This is a genomic window from Achromobacter mucicolens, assembly GCF_029866465.1.
Taxonomy (GTDB): Bacteria; Pseudomonadota; Gammaproteobacteria; order Burkholderiales; family Burkholderiaceae_B; genus Achromobacter; species Achromobacter mucicolens.
In genome coordinates, this window is record NZ_CP123364.1 from 3290134 (window position 1) to 3305267 (window position 15134).

At 65.0% G+C, this 15134-nt stretch carries 17 protein-coding genes; 2 read left to right on the forward strand and 15 right to left on the reverse strand.

Features of this window, described 5'->3' with window-relative positions; genetic code table 11:
• Window positions 1-3 precede the first annotated feature (3 nt).
• The 4 genes from QEP15_RS14970 to QEP15_RS14985 are packed head-to-tail and all read right to left on the reverse strand — an operon-like array spanning window position 4 to window position 3981.
• The gene (locus tag QEP15_RS14970) at window positions 4-1185 is read right to left on the reverse strand and encodes an ABC transporter substrate-binding protein (RefSeq protein WP_056318909.1); all 1182 of its coding nucleotides are present in this window, start codon (window positions 1183-1185) and stop codon (window positions 4-6) included.
• Window positions 1186-1237: 52 nt separating this feature from the next.
• Window positions 1238-2275, reverse strand: a complete 1038-nt coding sequence (locus tag QEP15_RS14975; RefSeq protein WP_056318906.1) for a branched-chain amino acid ABC transporter permease — start codon at window positions 2273-2275, stop codon at window positions 1238-1240.
• A gap of 3 nt (window positions 2276-2278) precedes the next feature.
• Window positions 2279-3157 (reverse strand): branched-chain amino acid ABC transporter permease, encoded by an 879-nt coding sequence (locus QEP15_RS14980; protein WP_062840739.1) that lies wholly within the window; start codon window positions 3155-3157, stop codon window positions 2279-2281.
• Window positions 3157-3981 (reverse strand): ABC transporter ATP-binding protein, encoded by an 825-nt coding sequence (locus QEP15_RS14985; protein ID WP_056318900.1) that lies wholly within the window; start codon window positions 3979-3981, stop codon window positions 3157-3159. The genes QEP15_RS14980 and QEP15_RS14985 overlap by 1 nt, the downstream gene beginning before the upstream one ends.
• A 253-nt stretch (window positions 3982-4234) precedes the next feature.
• Between QEP15_RS14985 and QEP15_RS14990 the strand changes: the two genes are divergently transcribed.
• Window positions 4235-5038, forward strand: a complete 804-nt coding sequence (locus QEP15_RS14990) for an enoyl-CoA hydratase/isomerase family protein (protein WP_280147657.1) — start codon at window positions 4235-4237, stop codon at window positions 5036-5038.
• Between the two features lie 2 nt (window positions 5039-5040).
• On the opposite strand, the gene QEP15_RS14995 is transcribed toward QEP15_RS14990, so the two are convergent.
• Genes QEP15_RS14995 through QEP15_RS15005 form a run of 3 tightly spaced genes read right to left on the reverse strand, consistent with a single transcriptional unit; the run spans window position 5041 to window position 8029 of the window.
• On the reverse strand, window positions 5041-5826 hold the full coding sequence (locus QEP15_RS14995; RefSeq protein WP_280147658.1) for an enoyl-CoA hydratase/isomerase family protein: 786 nt from the start codon (window positions 5824-5826) through the stop codon (window positions 5041-5043).
• Entirely contained in the window at window positions 5823-7034 is a 1212-nt protein-coding gene (locus QEP15_RS15000) for a CaiB/BaiF CoA transferase family protein (RefSeq protein WP_280148912.1), read from the reverse strand. Before QEP15_RS15000 ends, QEP15_RS14995 begins: the two co-directional genes overlap by 4 nt.
• A 20-nt stretch (window positions 7035-7054) precedes the next feature.
• The gene (locus tag QEP15_RS15005) at window positions 7055-8029 is read right to left on the reverse strand and encodes a Bug family tripartite tricarboxylate transporter substrate binding protein (protein ID WP_280147659.1); all 975 of its coding nucleotides are present in this window, start codon (window positions 8027-8029) and stop codon (window positions 7055-7057) included.
• A gap of 126 nt (window positions 8030-8155) precedes the next feature.
• Between QEP15_RS15005 and QEP15_RS15010 the strand changes: the two genes are divergently transcribed.
• Entirely contained in the window at window positions 8156-9097 is a 942-nt protein-coding gene (locus QEP15_RS15010; RefSeq protein WP_279989000.1) for a LysR family transcriptional regulator, read from the forward strand.
• 3 nt (window positions 9098-9100) lie between these two features.
• On the opposite strand, the gene QEP15_RS15015 is transcribed toward QEP15_RS15010, so the two are convergent.
• The 8 genes from QEP15_RS15015 to QEP15_RS15050 form a co-directional block, all read right to left on the reverse strand.
• Complete coding sequence (locus QEP15_RS15015) at window positions 9101-9985, reverse strand: methylglyoxal synthase (RefSeq protein WP_056318885.1); 885 nt, start codon at window positions 9983-9985, stop codon at window positions 9101-9103.
• A 166-nt stretch (window positions 9986-10151) separates the two neighbouring features.
• The gene (gene iscX, locus QEP15_RS15020; RefSeq protein WP_175155762.1) at window positions 10152-10346 is read right to left on the reverse strand and encodes a Fe-S cluster assembly protein IscX; all 195 of its coding nucleotides are present in this window, start codon (window positions 10344-10346) and stop codon (window positions 10152-10154) included.
• Window positions 10346-10687, reverse strand: coding sequence for an ISC system 2Fe-2S type ferredoxin (gene fdx, locus QEP15_RS15025; protein ID WP_056318881.1), 342 nt, complete (start codon window positions 10685-10687; stop codon window positions 10346-10348). The genes iscX and fdx overlap by 1 nt, the downstream gene beginning before the upstream one ends.
• Window positions 10688-10696: 9 nt before the next feature.
• Window positions 10697-12559 carry a Fe-S protein assembly chaperone HscA gene (gene hscA / locus QEP15_RS15030; protein WP_217617531.1) on the reverse strand — a complete coding sequence of 621 codons (1863 nt, stop codon included), beginning with the start codon at window positions 12557-12559 and terminating at the stop codon, window positions 10697-10699.
• A gap of 71 nt (window positions 12560-12630) precedes the next feature.
• Window positions 12631-13143 carry a Fe-S protein assembly co-chaperone HscB gene (hscB, locus tag QEP15_RS15035; RefSeq protein WP_279989004.1) on the reverse strand — a complete coding sequence of 171 codons (513 nt, stop codon included), beginning with the start codon at window positions 13141-13143 and terminating at the stop codon, window positions 12631-12633.
• Between the two features lie 3 nt (window positions 13144-13146).
• Window positions 13147-13470, reverse strand: coding sequence for an iron-sulfur cluster assembly protein IscA (iscA, locus tag QEP15_RS15040; protein WP_056318874.1), 324 nt, complete (start codon window positions 13468-13470; stop codon window positions 13147-13149).
• 2 nt (window positions 13471-13472) lie between these two features.
• Window positions 13473-13877 carry a Fe-S cluster assembly scaffold IscU gene (gene iscU / locus QEP15_RS15045; protein WP_152384760.1) on the reverse strand — a complete coding sequence of 135 codons (405 nt, stop codon included), beginning with the start codon at window positions 13875-13877 and terminating at the stop codon, window positions 13473-13475.
• A gap of 33 nt (window positions 13878-13910) precedes the next feature.
• On the reverse strand, window positions 13911-15122 hold the full coding sequence (locus QEP15_RS15050) for an IscS subfamily cysteine desulfurase (RefSeq protein WP_056318868.1): 1212 nt from the start codon (window positions 15120-15122) through the stop codon (window positions 13911-13913).
• Between the last annotated feature and the right edge of the window lie 12 nt (window positions 15123-15134).

A 15134-nucleotide genomic window follows, 5' to 3' on the forward strand; every position in this document is an offset into this window, starting at 1 on the left:
GCCTCACTTGAGCACGATCCAGTCGGACGCCGGCACCATCTGCTTTTGCTTGACGTCCGCGCGATAGATCCGGCCCACCGGGATGGAGTTGCCCTTGATGGTGATCGGCACGCCGATCAGCCCGCCCGTATCGAAATCCTTGATGCCATCCAACGAGGCTTTCATGTTGGCGGCGGTCAGTTCCTTGCCCGCGTCCAGCGTACGCTTGGCGACTTCCGAGAACAGCATGGCGGCCAGGAATCCCTGCATGTAGCCCGTGCTCTGATACTGCGGCCGCATTTCGCGGATCTTCTTGAGCATCGGCGCGTCGGCGGCCTGATCGTAGTAGTAGCGGTACGGCATCACGCCCATGAAGCCCTCAGCGTCCTCGCCCATCTGCATCACGGTCGAGTTGTCCATCGTCCAGAACGTGCCCATGTAGCGCGTCTTCAGGCCCATGCGCTTGCCCTGCCCCACAAACTCGGGAATCGGCGCCAGCACGTAGCCGTGAAAGATGGTGAAGTCAGGGTCGGCGCGGCGCAGCTTGATGACCTCGGTCGACACGTCCACGCTGCCCGGCGGCGTCATGATCTCGGTAGCCACCTTCAGGCCCAGCTTCTCAGCCACCGCACGCGAACTGGCGATCGGATCGCGTCCGAACTCCGTGTCCGAATACACGAACGCCACCTTGGCGCCCGGCTGCTCCTTGGCGATGTAGCGCAGCAGGATGCCGAACATCTCGGTGTAGTCGGGCCCCAGCATGAACTGGGCGGGATACTTCGCCGGATCGTTCAGCTCGGTCGCGAAGGACGCGCCCGTCATCAGGATGTCGCCCGTGCGGTTCAGCTCGGCATTGATGGTCTTGGAAAAGCCGGTCGAATCGCCGTAGTAGAAGTTGACCTTGTTCTGGCTGGTGATCTTCTTGAACGCCGCCACCGACGCATCCACCTTGTAGGCCGTGTCCTCGGGCACGTAGCGCAGCTTGCGGCCCTTGATGCCGCCCTGGTCGTTGATGATCTTCACGTAGTCCGTGATCCCGGCGTGAATGCCCTGCCCGGCAAAGGCAAACACGCCGCTCAAGGGAATCGAGCCGCCCAGCACCAGGTCCTCGGCCGCCTGCGCCGCGGGCGCCGCCGCCAATGCCGCCGCCAGGCCCAACGGGGCCAACAACCTCGATAAACCGCTGCCTATCCGGATGCGCTTCATGGTTTGTCTCCTGGGTCTTATGGGTGGCCGCCGTCACGCCGCACGCATCGCGCTACGTACGGAAAGGCCAGAGGTGAAAGAATCGGCGCACGCGCCGCCAGATTTCCGCGAGCCCGTGCGGCTCGAAGATCAGAAAGCCCACGATCAGCAGGCCGAAAACGATGGTGCGCACCGGTGAGATCAGCCGCAGCGCATCGCCGCCCACGGGCAGCCAGCCGACAACAAGCTTCAGAAACTCCGGCACCATCGTCATGAAAAGCGCGCCCAGGATGGATCCCAGGATCGAGCCCATGCCGCCCACGATGATCGCCGCCAGAAAGAAGATCGACATGATGAGCGGAAAGCTCTCGGGCGTGACCACCCGGAAAAAATACGCCCACAGACCGCCCGCCACGCCGGCATAGAACGAGGACAGCCCGAACGAGAGCAGCTTGTAGCGCAGCAGGCGGATACCCAGCACCTCGGCGGAAATGTCGCGGTCGCGGATCGCGATGAACGCGCGGCCGATGCGCGTGCGAAAAAGATTCGCCGCGCCCAGCACCATCAGCACGGTCACGGGCACGATCAGCCAATAGATCTTGAAGGACGTATCCAGGTCCAGCCCCAGGATGCGCGCCGGCGGCACCTGCAACCCTGAGGTACCGCCCGTGAACTGCCAGTTCGCGAAGATGAAGTGCGCGATGAACGACGCGGCAATCGTCGAGATCGCCAGGTACAGTCCCTTCACCCGCAGCGAGGGAATACCCACCAGCAGCCCGCCCAACATCGCCACCACGCCGCCCGCCAGCAGATTCACCAGGACCGGCGTGCCCAGGTGCAGCTCCATGACTGCGACCGTGTACGCGCCAAGGCCCATGAACGCCGCCTGCCCCAGGCTGACCAATCCGGTGTAGCCGGTCAGGATGTTCAGCCCCGTAGCGCTGGCGATGTTGATCGCGACCAGGCACGCAAGATAAAGCCAATAGGCATTCGCCATGAAGGGAAACAGCACCAGCGAGGCCGCCAGCAGCGCCAGCCACAGGTGCTGCGTGCGCGTGTCGAAAAGCGCCTCGTCGGCCAGGTAGGTCTGTTTGGCGGTCGCGATACGCATGGATCAGAGCCTCTCGATTTCACGGGTGCCGAACAGGCCGTAGGGCCTGGCCATCAGCACCACGACCAGGACGACGAACGTGGCCAGCAGCTTGTACTCGCCGCCCAGATAGGCGCCCGCCCAGGCCTCCAGCAGCCCGATGAAGATGCCGCCGACCAGCGCGCCCGCGACGCTGTCCAGGCCACCCACGATCACCACCACCAGCACCGACAGCCCGAACACGCCCATCGACGACGAGATCCCGCCGATCGCGCCCACGATCACGCCGGACACCGCGGCGATGGCACCCGCCGTCACCCACGCCAGCGAAAACACGCGCGGCACATTGATGCCCATTGCATAGGCCGCGCCCTGGTCCGACGCCGTCGCACGCAGCGCCACGCCGCCGCGCCAGTAGCGAAACACCACCAGCACCAAGAGCGCCAGCACCACCGCCACCCAGAAGCCGTAGAACACCTTGGGCGCCACGAACGCCTCGCCCACCATGACCGGCGCGCGCGGCATGAATTCCGGCAGGCGCCGCTGGTCCGCCGTCCAGATAAGCTCGACTGCGCCGACCAGGATCGACGCCAGACCCACGGTAATCATGAAGACAGAGATCGGCGATTCGCCCAGCATCGGGCGTATGGTCAGCCGCTCGACGACGGCGCCCAGCGCGCCCGACACCACGACCGCGCCCGCGATGGCCAGCCAGATCGGCCACTCCATCCCCGATGCGAATGCATAGAACACGTACGCGCCCAGCATCAGAAATTCACCAATCGCAATGTTCACCACGCGGGTCGCCTTGTAGACGATCACGAACGCCAGCGCGGCCAGCGCATACAGGCCGCCGCTACCCAGTCCCGCCAGCGAAACTTCCAGGAAGAACAGCCAGTCCATCAGGCCGCCTCCCGCAGCCGCCGCCGCAAATCGCCCACGTCGCCCGCGCCCAGATACGCCTTGATGACTTCCGGATTGGACTGCACCTGCGCCGGCGTGCCGTGGGCAATCACCTGCCCGAAGTTCAGCACCACGACGTGATCGGACAGGTCCATCACCATGCCCATGTCGTGCTCGACCATCAGCACCGTCACGCCCCACTCGGCGCGCGCATCCAGGATGAAGCGCGCCATGTCATCGGTCTCTTCGCGGTTCATGCCCGCCACGGGCTCGTCCAGCATCAGCACCTTGGGCTGCATCGCCAGCGCCCGCGCCAGCTCAACCCGCTTCTGCAGCCCATACGACAGCGCCGCGACCGGCGCGTGGCGGATGTGATCGATCTCCAGGAAATCGATGATGCGTTCTTCGATGTCCGCCCGCAGCGCCATCTCCTCGCGGCGCGCGCGGCCCAGGTAAAAAAGCGCATCCAGCACATTGGTGCGCAGGTGCGCGTGGCGGCCCAGCTTGATGTTGTCCAGCACCGTCATGCCGCGAAACAGCGCGATGTTCTGGAAGCTGCGCGCCAGACCCAGCTTGGCGCGATCGGGCGCGTGCATGCGTGTGATGTCGCGGCCCTCGAAGTGGATCCGTCCCGCCGCGGGCTTGTAGAAACCGGAGATCGTGTTGAACAGCGAGGTCTTGCCGGCGCCATTCGGGCCGATGACCGTGGTGATGGAGCCCTGCTCCACGCGAAAGCCCACGTCGGTAAGCGCCTTGACGCCGCCGAACGCCAGCGTCACCCCATCGGCCTGCAACAAGGCAGGCCTGTCGGACTGATCCACCATTTGTCTCCCCGCTTTGATGCGAAGTTATTTTGCCGCCTGGGGCGGACATTTTTTACGACGGTGAACCTGGCGGCCCTGCGAGGCAGGAGATGCAACGAACCTGTCTTTACCTTCGCCAGTACAGCGCCGGAAAATCGTTCTATGCGTTACGCTAAGCGTGCTCAAAACCCAACCAAGCAAGCGCTTGGTTCAAAACATAGCATCGCGGTTTTTTGATCGACAGTTGGTATTTACCCGACAACGGAGACTCGCCATGACCCAGGAACCACCGAAGTTCCAGACGCTGTTGCTCGAGACCGACGGCCCCGTCGCCACGCTCACCCTCAATCGCGCGGACGCGCTCAACGCCATCGACGTGGCCATGGCGTGCGACCTGTTGCGCGCCGCGCAGTGGATCGAAACGTGCGACGCGGTGCGCGTCGTGCTGCTGCGCGGCACGGGCAAGGCATTCTGCGCGGGGGGAGACATCGGCATGTTCACCGGAGAGCCCGACAAGGTGCGCGCCACGCTGTCGGACCTGTTCACGCCACTGAATGCGTTCATTGCGCGCATCCCGCGCATGGACAAGGTCTGGCTCGCGCAGGTTCACGGCGTCGCAGCGGGCGCGGGCTTGTCGCTCGTCCTGGCCTGCGACCTAGCCATCGCCGATGCGGGCGCGCGCTTCATGACGGCCTACCTGAAGCTTGGCGCGACGCCCGATGCCGGCATGACGCATGGCCTCATGCGCGCCGCCGGCCCCAAGCGCGCACTCGATCTCCTCTTGCGTCATGACGCCTTCACGGCCGACGAGGCGCAGGCCTGGGGCATCATCACGCGCACCGCGCCTGCCAGCGAACTTGCTGCCGCGGGGCAAGCTTATGCCCAAGACATCGCCCGCCACGCGCCGCACGGCATTGCGGGCGCCAAGGCATTGCTGCGCAGCGCCGCGCACGCGCCGCTGGAAGCCCAGTTGGCCGAGGAAACGGCGCGCTTCCTGCAGTCGGCCGCACGCGCCGATTTCGCCGAAGGCGTGGCGGCGTTTCGCGAAAAGCGGCCGCCCCGCTTCACCGGCCAATAGCGTTAGCGCGTCTCGCCGACGCCTGCCCAGTCGGGCGCCCGCTTCTGCACGAAGGCGCTCAAGCCTTCGCGCGCCTCGGGCGTGGCCGCGGCGTTGCAGAACACTTCCACCGCCGTGGCCACCCGGCGCCGATACTCGTTGTCGTTGCTGTACACGAACGCGCGCCGGCCCATCGCCAGGACCTCCGGCGGCTTCTGCGCCAGCGACCGAGCCAGCGTGCGCGCCTCGTCCAGCAGTTCGGCCTCGGCGGCGACACGCGACACCAGCCCCATCGCCCGCGCCTCGTCTGCACTGAACGTGCGGCCGGTAAAGAGCAGATCGAACGCCCGATGCTTGCCCACCACCGCCGGCAGATGCACGTAGTGAATGGCGGGCAGCACGCCCACGTCGATCTCCGGGTAGCCAAACGTCGCGCTGTCGGCGGCGACGATCATGTCGCTGGAAATCGCCACCGTGATGCCGCCGCCGCGCACGGCGCCAGACACGACCGAAATCGATGGTTTGGTCAGGTTGAACTGCGCGTCATACAGCTTGATGTAGAGCCGGGTCAGCAACTCCCGCACACGAGCGGGCGTGCTTTGCAGCAGCTGCTTCATGTCCAGCCCGGCGCAGAATCGCCCGGGCAGGCTGCTGGCCAGCAGCACTGCCCGCACGCCCGCATCCGCGTTCGCCTTTTCCAGCGCATCAATCAGCGCGTCCAGCACACCCACGTCCAGCGCGTTGACGGGCGCATGGCATAGATGGATTTCCGCAATGCCATCGCGGACTTCGTAACGCACCGGAGTCATGCCGTTCCTTTATCGAAGGGGTGCTGCTGCACGCTGCCACTAACCAGCATCGCGGCAATCTCGCTTGCCTCAAAGCCCAGCTCCGCCAGGATTTCACGGCTGTGCTCGCCCAACATCGGCGCGGGCCGCGCGGCCTTGCGCGGCTGCCCCCCAAATCGCACGGGCAGGCCTATATTGCGCACTTCGCCTAGCGCCGGATGCTCGGTCGTCACGATCAGTTCGCGCGCCGCGACCTGCGGATGCGCCAGCGCCTGGTCCAGCGTATGGATGGCCGAACACGCGATTCCCTTTGGCTTGAGCAATGCCAGCCATTGCGCCACCGACCGCGTTTCGATGCGCGACTGCACCAGGGCGACGGTCGCGTCAAAGTTGCGGACTCGCTCGGCATTGGTCGCAAACGCCGGATCGTTCACATATTCCTGCAACCCCGCCGCCGCGCAGAAGCGCTGCCACTGCGCGTCATTGCCCACACCCAGCATGAGGTCGCCATCGGACGCGCGAAACGCCTGATACGGACACATGGCGGGATGGCCCGTGCCCATCCGGCGCGGCACCTTCCCCGTGCGCCAATAATTCTGCGCCATGTAAGTCATCAGCCCCAGCGACGTGTCCAGCAGCGACACATCCAGGTATTGCCCCTTGCCCGTCTGCCCGCGCTCGAGCAGCGCCGCCAGAATACCGCTCAGCGCAAACGAACCCGTGCCCAGATCCACCGGCGAAAAGCTGGCGCGCGCAAAATTGCCATCCGGCTCGCCCATCGTGCTGATCATGCCGCTGAAGGCCTGCAGCATGACGTCGTAGCCCGGCTCGTCGCCCATCGGCCCTTCACGGCCATAGCCCGAGATCTCGCAGTACACGAGACGCGGATTGAGGCGGCTCAGCGTCTCGTAATCCACGCCCAGGCGCGCTGCGGTCTTGCCGCCAAACCCCTGCAGCACGACATCGACCTGGCCGGCCAGGCGATGGACCACCGCCCGCCCCGCTTCGGTCTTCAGGTCCACCGCGAGGCTGCGCTTGTTGTGATTGACCGCCAGGAACGTCGCGGATTCGCCGGCCTCCTGCGGCAGCCACGCGCGCGTGTCGTCGCCGGTGCCCACCGGCTCCACCTTGATCACGCGCGCCCCCAGTTCGCCCAGATACTGCCCGCACAACGGTCCGGCCAGCACCTTGCTCAGATCCAGGACCGTGATGTTCTTCAATGGCGTCATGCAATGCCTGCCTTCCATGTTCACTGCTCCGCCTTCAGCCCGATCGTCTTCGCCGCCTGCGTCCATTGCGCGGTGTCCTGCTTGAAGAACTCGTCCAGCTTGGCCGGCGCCACCTGAAAGGCCTCCGCGCCCCGCTCCTGCATGGCCTGGCGGTAAGCGTCGCTGGCCACCACCTTCGCGACCGCGGCACGCAGTTTCTGCACCACGTCATCCGGCGTGCCGGCGGGCGTCTGCAGCGCGAACCAGAATTTCAGATCCAGGGCGGGATAGCCCGCCTCCTTCAGCGTCGGCACGTCCGGAAACAGCGGCGAACGCGCCGCCGACGTGATCGCCAACGCCTTGAGCCGGCCGCCTTGCACCTGGCCGATGCTGGTGGACATGCTGTCGAACAGAAAGTCGACCTGACCGCCGATCACGTCCGTCACGGCGTTGGCACTGCCTTTGTAAGCCACGCCCACGGCCTGAAAATTGGCCAGCTTCTGCAGCGAGGCGCCATACACGTGCGGCGAGCTGCCCGGGCCAAACGTGGCGTAGCTCAAGCCCTGCGGTGCGCTGCGCCCGCGCTCCACCAGTTCAGCCAGCGTCTTGACGGGCGTGCGCTCGGGGTTGACGACCAGCAGGTTCGGCATGGCGCCCGTCGTGCCAACGGGCACGAAATCCTTGGCCGGGTGCATCTTTGCGCTGGGGTACATCAACGGATTGATGGCCTGCATGGCCACCGTGTTGTGCATGAGCGTGTAGCCGTCGGCCGGGCCATTGAGCACGCTTTGATAGCCCACGTTCCCGCTCGCACCCGGCTTATTCTGCACGATGACCTGCTGGCCCAGTTCGCGCGCCAGCGGCTCGGCCACCAGGCGCGCGATGAAATCGGTCGGCCCGCCCGCGGAAAACGGCACGACCAGCGTGATGGGCTTGGCGGGCCAGGCATCTGCAAACGCGGGGGCCGACAGCGCCGCCGAAGCAAGGCAGGCAGCGAATAGTTTGTTGAGCATCATGTTGTCTCCTGTGATTTTTTCTTGGATGACGCTCATTATGGAAAGCGGATTGATATATTAGAAATACCGTTTAAATATGCAGGCCATAACAAAAATATGATGGCCCGCACCGTCCGGAGCCCTCTTATGTCCATGTCCATCCGTGCGATGCAGTGCTTTGTCGCCGTGGTTTCAACGGGTTCGATCAGCCGTGCGGCCGCCGCGTTGCACGTGGCCCAACCGGCGCTCAGCCTGCAGATCCGCAACCTCGAGGAAGATCTGGGCGTTGTGCTGCTGCATCGCAGCGCGCGTGGCGTCACGCCCACCGCCGCCGGTTCGCGGCTGCTGGCGCATGCGCGCGAAATCCTGGGCCGCATCGACGCGGCGCGCGCGGACGTGCGCGAAGACCTCAACGCCCCGCGCGGAACCGTATCGCTGGCAATGTCGATGTCGATGGCCAAGCTGCTGACCGTGCCGCTCCTGCGCTTTTCCCTCGCCCAATGGCCGGGCGTCTATCTGAAGATCATCGAATCCAGCACCGGCTACATTCCCGGCTTTGTCAGTTCGGGGCACGCCGACCTGGGGCTCACGTTCAGCGACGAGGCGTCGGTCGACCTTCGATTCCAGCATCTGATCGACGAAGAGCTGGTGGTGGTGTCGCCGCCCGCGGCAAAGCCCAGCAAGCGCGCGGTATCGAATCTCGCTGGGCTACCGTCCATCAGCCTGCGCGCGTTGTCGGCGCTGCCGCTGGTGTTGCCAGGCAATCCGCATAGCCTGCGCCGGCTGCTCGACCAATACCAGCAGCGCGAACAGGTGCAATTTCGCATCATTGCCGAGGCCAACGCCATTCCGCAGCTCATCGAGCTGGCGCAGGCCGGCGTCGCCAGTACGATCCTGTCTTACGAGGCCGTCCGCCAGGAAGCCGCCCGCGGCCTGGTCGTGCTGCGCCGGATCGCCAGGCCCAGGCTGACGCGTCCGGTCTTTCTGTGCCGCTCGGATGTCTTGCCGCTATCGATGGCGGCAGCGGCCGTCGCGGACCGCGTCGCTCGCATCATCACCGGCGCTGGCGCGGCCGCGACGCGCGCGTAGCGGTCAGATCCCGCGCTTTTCGACGGCTTGCGCCCAACGGCGCGCGACGGTGGGAGACGTGGCGCAGGTGGCGGACTCGGTCACCACACGCACCGCGCGTTCCAGCAACTGGATGTCAGCCTCGTGCTGGCGCGCGACGTGGGGGTCTTCGAAGAAGATGACGCGCTGGCATTGGTGCTCCAGCACCAATTCGGCAATCTGCGCATCGCCGCCCAGCGGGCCGCTGAGGTAACGGTGAACCCACGGCGTATCCTTGGGCCAGCCGCGCGACCAGGCCAGCTCGTTCAGGCGGCCGCCCGTCGTGCCCGTGGCCACGCGCCGCGCAAACCGGGACAGCACATCGAAGTGCTCGCTGGCAAAGGCCACCATTTCGTCCTTGAGCGCATCGTGGGCGATCATCGCCAGCGTCTGGCCCGAGAAATTGAAATGGCGCGACACGGACGCGTCCGGCGCCAGCCCCGCATGGATGCGTTCGACCTCCATCCACTCGATGGCGCCGGCCAACGTTGAAATGAAAGGCCGGCCATGCGTGATGCACTGCCGCTTGAGCGCAAGCGCTTCCGGAAAAATCGAGGACGGATCCACGGGATCGATCAGGTAGATCGCGCCGTCGAACGGCGCCTGGCCATCGCGGCCTTCGGTCACGCGCGCCACCAGCTTCATCAGGCCGCCCTCGCGGCCGTACGGGTAGCGGATCAGGCCGGAGTAGCCCTGCAGCATGCCCTCGCGCACGATCGCATCATGGGTGCGCCCCACCGTGTGCAACTGCACGCCCAGCTCGCGGATGGTGGACGAGCACGAACGCAGCCAGGTAAACAACGCGGCATCGGGGGTTTCGTGGTGCAAACGATTGGCGGCCAGGCCAAAACGCAGTTGGGCAGCGGGCATCGGTAGACTCGGCTGGAAAGGACAACAAACGGATCCCCGATGATACCGTGGCCTGCACGACGCCGGCATGTCAAACACGGCGGCAGACCATCGCCGGCCAACGGCACGGCGCGGCCACGCCCAAAAAAAACGCTCCCGGAAAGGGAGCGTTCTAGGCAAATCACGTTCAGTCGGCTTCGTCGATCCAGGCCATCTGAATGGCCTCCAGGATCTTCTCGCCGCAGTGCGCGGGATCGTCGGAAAAGTCCGGCAATGCCATGACCCAGTCGCGCAGCTGCGTGAAGCGCAGCGCCTTGGGGTCGACGTCAGGATGCGCGTCGTACAGCGCGGCGGCAATCTCGTAGGTGTCGGTCCACTTCATCAATGGCCCTCTTTGGCGTGATTGATCGTGTACTTCGGAATCTCGACCGTCAGGTCGGCGTCGCTTACCAGCGCCTGGCACGACAGCCGCGAGGTCGGGGTCAGGCCCCAGGCCTTGTCCAGCAGGTCTTCCTCGTCGTCCGTTGCGTCTTCCAGCGACGAATACCCTTGCTTGACCACCACATGACAGGTCGTGCAGGCGCACGACAATTCGCACGCGTGCTCGATATCGATGTGGTTATCCAGCAGCACACGGCAAATCGACACACCCTTGGGCGCGTCTTCGATCACCGCGCCTTCGGGACAGTAGTCGGGATGAGGCAATACAGTCAGTTTCGGCATAACTTCTTATCAGGCGATTTCGTCAAGTTTGCGGCCGGCAAGCGCGGCGCGGATACTGCGGTCCATGCGGCGCGCGGCGAACTCATCCGTCGCGGCCGACAGGGCCTGCACGGCTTGGGTCACGGTGTCCACATCCTGCGCCTGCTGCGCAGCAATGGCCCCTTGCAGGCATTCATCCACGCGCTTGCGTTCATCCGGGTCCAGCAGGTCGCCGTCGACGGCCAGTGCGGCCTGCACCGATTCCACCAGTTGACGCGCATCCACCTGCTGCTCGCGCAACATGCGCGCCTTCGCATCGGTGTCGGCCTGCGCCACGCTGTCGGCCAGCATCTTGGCGATCTCATCGTCGGACAAGCCGTACGACGGTTTGACCGACACCATCGCCTCGACGCCCTGGCTTTGCTCGCGCGCGGTGACGCTCAGCAGGCCGTCCGCGTCCACCTGGAAGGTCACACGGATACGCGCCGCGCCGGCCACCATGGGCGGAATGCCGCGCAGTTCAAAGCGCGCCAACGAACGGGAATCCGACACCAGATCGCGCTCGCCCTGCACCACGTGGATGCTCATGGCCGTCTGGCCATCCTTGAAGGTCGTGAATTCCTGCGCGCGCGCGACCGGAATGGTGCTGTTGCGCGGGATGATGCGTTCGACCAGGCCGCCCATCGTTTCCAGACCCAGCGACAGCGGGATCACGTCCAGCAGCAGCCAGTCCTCGCCCGGCGCGCGGTTGCCCGCCAGCAGATTGGCCTGCAGCGCGGCACCCAGCGCCACCACTTGGTCGGGATCCAGATCGGTCAGCGGCTCCGTGCCAAACACCTTGGCCACGGCAGCGCGCACGACGGGCATGCGCGTGGCGCCGCCCACCATCACCACGCCGCGCACGTCGGCCGGCTTGAGCGCCGCATCGCGCAGCGCGCGGCGCGCCGTGTCCAGCGTGCGCTCGATCAGCGGCTGGGCCATGGCTTCGAATTCTTCACGGGTCAGCGTCAGCGCGACATCGCGTCCGCCCGACAGCGTCAGCTGCAAGGTCGTCACGTCGGAATCCGACAGCGTTTCACGCGCGGCGCGCGCGGCCATCAGCAAGCCTCGGCGCTCGGCGGGCGACAGCTCGCCCAAACCCAGCTTCGCCACGGCGTGGTCCGCGATCAGGACATCGAAGTCGTCGCCACCAAGCGCCGTATCGCCGCCCGTGGAGATCACCTCAAACACACCCTGCGTCAGGCGCAGGATGGAGATATCGAATGTGCCGCCGCCCAGGTCATAAACTGCGTAAACACCTTCGGCAGCATTGTCCAGCCCGTAGGCAATCGCGGCCGCGGTCGGCTCATTCAAGAGGCGCAGAACGTTCAGGCCCGCCAAGCGCGCGGCGTCGCGCGTGGCCTGGCGCTGTGCGTCATCAAAATACGCGGGTACGGTAATGACCGCACCCACCAGTTCGTCGCCCAGCACGTCTTCGGCGCGCTGGCGCAGCACCGCCAGGATCTGCGCGGACACTTCGACCGGGCTCAGATCGCCCTGCGCCGTACGGATCCGCACCATGCCGGGGGCATCCACGAATTCATACGGCGCACGCGTCGCGCGCGCCTCTTCCAGCGACCGGCCCATGAAACGCTTCACGGACACGACCGTGTTTAGCGGATCCTCGGCTTGCTGGGCCAGGGGCTCACGGCCGGTCGTGACCTTGCCGCCAGGAAAATAACGCACCGCCGACGGCAGCAAGGCATGGCCTTGTGCGTCGGGCAGCACTTCGGCAACGCTGCTGCGTACGGCAGCAACCAGCGAATTGGTGGTGCCCAGATCAATCCCGACCGCCAGCTTGCGCTGGTGCGGCGCGGGCGATTCGCCGGGCTCGGATATCTGCAATAAGGCCATGATTCTTTTTTCTGGTCAGTAGGCCGCGCCGTGCAGGCGCCCGTGTCGGGCACGCCCCAGCGCGCCGTTGGCTATCCCGCGGGCTGCACGTTGGCCAGCTCCTGCGCCAGCTTTTCCACGAACATCCATTCCCGCACCTTGCGCCCGGCAGCCGCGTGATCGCGTTCCTCATCCAGGAGGCACGTCAGCGTGGCTCGCATCTCGGCGCGCGCCGCTTCCAGCTCGGCTTGCAGCGTGTCCAGCACGCCGGCGTCATCGCGCGCATCGTCCAGCATCTCGCGCCAGGTCATCTGCTGCATCAGAAAGGCCGCGTCCATGGACGTGTTGCTTTCCGTCTGAAGGTCCACGCCCGCCTGCTCGCAGAGGTAGCGCGCCCGCAGCAGCGGATCCTTCAATTCGCGATATGCCTCGTTGGCGCGAGCGGCCCACTGCATCGCCACGCGGCGCTCCGCAGGGCTGGCCGTCGCAAACCGGTCGGGGTGAACCTTCGCGGCGACGCTGCGCCAGGCGTGTTCAAGCGCCTGGCCGTCCAGGTCGAATCGTGCCGGCAAGCCAAACAGGCTGAAGTGATCGTCACCAGCCAAGACTTACACCGTGAACGACTCGCCGCAGCCGCAGGTCGCCTTCTCGTTGGGGTTGCGGAACTTGAAGCCTTCGTTCAGGCCCTCGCGGGCGTAGTCCAGCTCCGTGCCATCGAGATAGGAAAGGCTCTTGGGGTCAATGAAGACCTTCACGCCAAAACTCTCGAAGACGACATCTTCCGCCTCGACCTCGTCGACATACTCCAACTTGTAGGCCATGCCGGAACAGCCCGTCGTCCTAACGCCGAGCCGCAAGCCGATACCCTTTCCGCGCTTCTGCAAGTAGCGGCCGATATGGGTGGCAGCCTGTTGGGTCAGGGTAACGGACATGATCAGCCCGCCACAGCTTCGGCATTGGCCGAATGCTTTTCTTTGTAGTTCTGCACCGCGGCCTTGATCGCGTCTTCGGCCAGGATGGAACAGTGCACCTTCACCGGAGGCAGGGCCAGCTCTTCGGCGATCTGCGTGTTGCGGATGCTCATCGCTTGATCCAGCGTCTTGCCCTTGACCCACTCGGTCACGAGCGAGCTGGAAGCGATGGCCGAGCCACAACCGTAGGTCTTGAAGCGCGCGTCTTCGATCACGCCGGCTTCGTTCACCTTGATCTGCAGCTTCATGACGTCGCCACAGGCCGGCGCGCCGACCATGCCGGTGCCCACCGACTCGTCCGACTTGTCGAACGAACCGACGTTGCGGGGATTTTCGTAGTGATCCAGAACTTTGGTGCTGTAAGACATGTTAATTCTCCACGTATTTCGAGGCGCGGGCGCTTAGTGCGCGGCCCACTGCACGGTGTTCAAGTCGATGCCTTCCTTGGCCATTTCCCACAGCGGCGACATATCGCGCAGCTTGCCAACCCGGCTCTTGATCAGTTCGACCGCAAAGTCCACTTCCTTTTCGGTCGTGAATCGACCCAGCGTGAAGCGGATCGAGCTGTGCGCCAACTCATCGTTGCGGCCCAGGGCGCGCAGCACGTACGAGGGCTCCAGGCTGGCGGACGTGCAAGCCGAACCGCTGGACACTGCTAGTTCCTTGATCGCCATGATCAGGGACTCGCCTTCGACGTAATTGAAGCTGACGTTCAGGTTGTGCGGCACGCGCTGGTCCATGTCGCCGTTGAGGTAGACCTCTTCGATTTCGGACAACCCCTTCCAGAGGCGGTCGCGCAGCATGCGGATGCGCTCGTTCTCGGTGCCCATTTCTTCGCGGGCCAGACGGAACGCTTCGCCCATGCCGACGATCTGATGCGTGGCCAGCGTGCCCGAGCGGAAACCGCGCTCATGGCCACCGCCATGCATCTGCGCTTCGATGCGGATACGCGGCTTGCGGCGCACATACAGCGCACCGATGCCCTTCGGGCCGTACGTCTTGTGGGCCGAGAACGACATCAGGTCGACCTTCAGCTTTTGCAGATCGATTTCCACCTTGCCGGTCGCCTGAGCGGCGTCCACATGGAAGATGATGCCCTTTTCGCGGCAGATTTCGCCCAGCGTTTCCACGTCCTGGATCACGCCGATTTCGTTGTTCACCATCATCACCGACACGAGCACGGTGTCGGGACGCAGCGCAGCCTTGAAGACATCCAGGTCGATCAGGCCGTTGTCCTTGACGTTCAGGTACGTGACTTCAAAGCCTTGGCGTTCCAGTTCACGACAGGTGTCGAGCACAGCCTTGTGCTCGGTCTTGACCGTGATGATGTGCTTGCCGCGTTCGGCGTAGAAGTTGGCTGCGCCCTTGATGGCCAGGTTGTCGGATTCGGTGGCGCCGGAGGTCCAGACGATTTCGCGCGGGTCGGCATTGACCAGCTTGGCGACTTCTTCGCGGGCGCGTTCGACGGCCTCTTCGGACTCCCAGCCAAACGCGTGGCTGCGCGAGGCCGGGTTGCCAAAGTTCTCGTACAGCCAGGGCACCATGGCGTCGACGACACGGGGGTCGACAGGCGTCGTGGCCGAATAATCCAGATAGATCGGACGGGTGGTCATTTCTACAACTCC

Excerpts from the sequence above, each read along its gene's own strand:
- QEP15_RS14980 (WP_062840739.1), bottom strand. The coding sequence starts at position 3,157 with ATGGACTGGCTGTTCTTCCTGGAAGTTTCGCTGGCGGGACTGGGTAGC.
- iscU (WP_152384760.1), bottom strand. The coding sequence starts at position 13,877 with ATGTCTTACAGCACCAAAGTTCTGGATCACTACGAAAATCCCCGCAAC.
- QEP15_RS14970 (WP_056318909.1), bottom strand. The coding sequence starts at position 1,185 with ATGAAGCGCATCCGGATAGGCAGCGGTTTATCGAGGTTGTTGGCCCCG.
- QEP15_RS14995 (WP_280147658.1), bottom strand. The coding sequence starts at position 5,826 with ATGACTCCGGTGCGTTACGAAGTCCGCGATGGCATTGCGGAAATCCAT.
- iscA (WP_056318874.1), bottom strand. The coding sequence starts at position 13,470 with ATGTCCGTTACCCTGACCCAACAGGCTGCCACCCATATCGGCCGCTAC.
- QEP15_RS15050 (WP_056318868.1), bottom strand. The coding sequence starts at position 15,122 with ATGACCACCCGTCCGATCTATCTGGATTATTCGGCCACGACGCCTGTC.
- fdx (WP_056318881.1), bottom strand. The coding sequence starts at position 10,687 with ATGCCGAAACTGACTGTATTGCCTCATCCCGACTACTGTCCCGAAGGC.
- QEP15_RS14985 (WP_056318900.1), bottom strand. The coding sequence starts at position 3,981 with ATGGTGGATCAGTCCGACAGGCCTGCCTTGTTGCAGGCCGATGGGGTG.
- QEP15_RS15015 (WP_056318885.1), bottom strand. The coding sequence starts at position 9,985 with ATGCCCGCTGCCCAACTGCGTTTTGGCCTGGCCGCCAATCGTTTGCAC.
- QEP15_RS14990 (WP_280147657.1), top strand. The coding sequence starts at position 4,235 with ATGACCCAGGAACCACCGAAGTTCCAGACGCTGTTGCTCGAGACCGAC.
- QEP15_RS15010 (WP_279989000.1), top strand. The coding sequence starts at position 8,156 with ATGTCCATGTCCATCCGTGCGATGCAGTGCTTTGTCGCCGTGGTTTCA.
- QEP15_RS15000 (WP_280148912.1), bottom strand. The coding sequence starts at position 7,034 with ATGACGCCATTGAAGAACATCACGGTCCTGGATCTGAGCAAGGTGCTG.
- hscA (WP_217617531.1), bottom strand. The coding sequence starts at position 12,559 with ATGGCCTTATTGCAGATATCCGAGCCCGGCGAATCGCCCGCGCCGCAC.
- iscX (WP_175155762.1), bottom strand. The coding sequence starts at position 10,346 with ATGAAGTGGACCGACACCTACGAGATTGCCGCCGCGCTGTACGACGCG.
- QEP15_RS14975 (WP_056318906.1), bottom strand. The coding sequence starts at position 2,275 with ATGCGTATCGCGACCGCCAAACAGACCTACCTGGCCGACGAGGCGCTT.
- QEP15_RS15005 (WP_280147659.1), bottom strand. The coding sequence starts at position 8,029 with ATGATGCTCAACAAACTATTCGCTGCCTGCCTTGCTTCGGCGGCGCTG.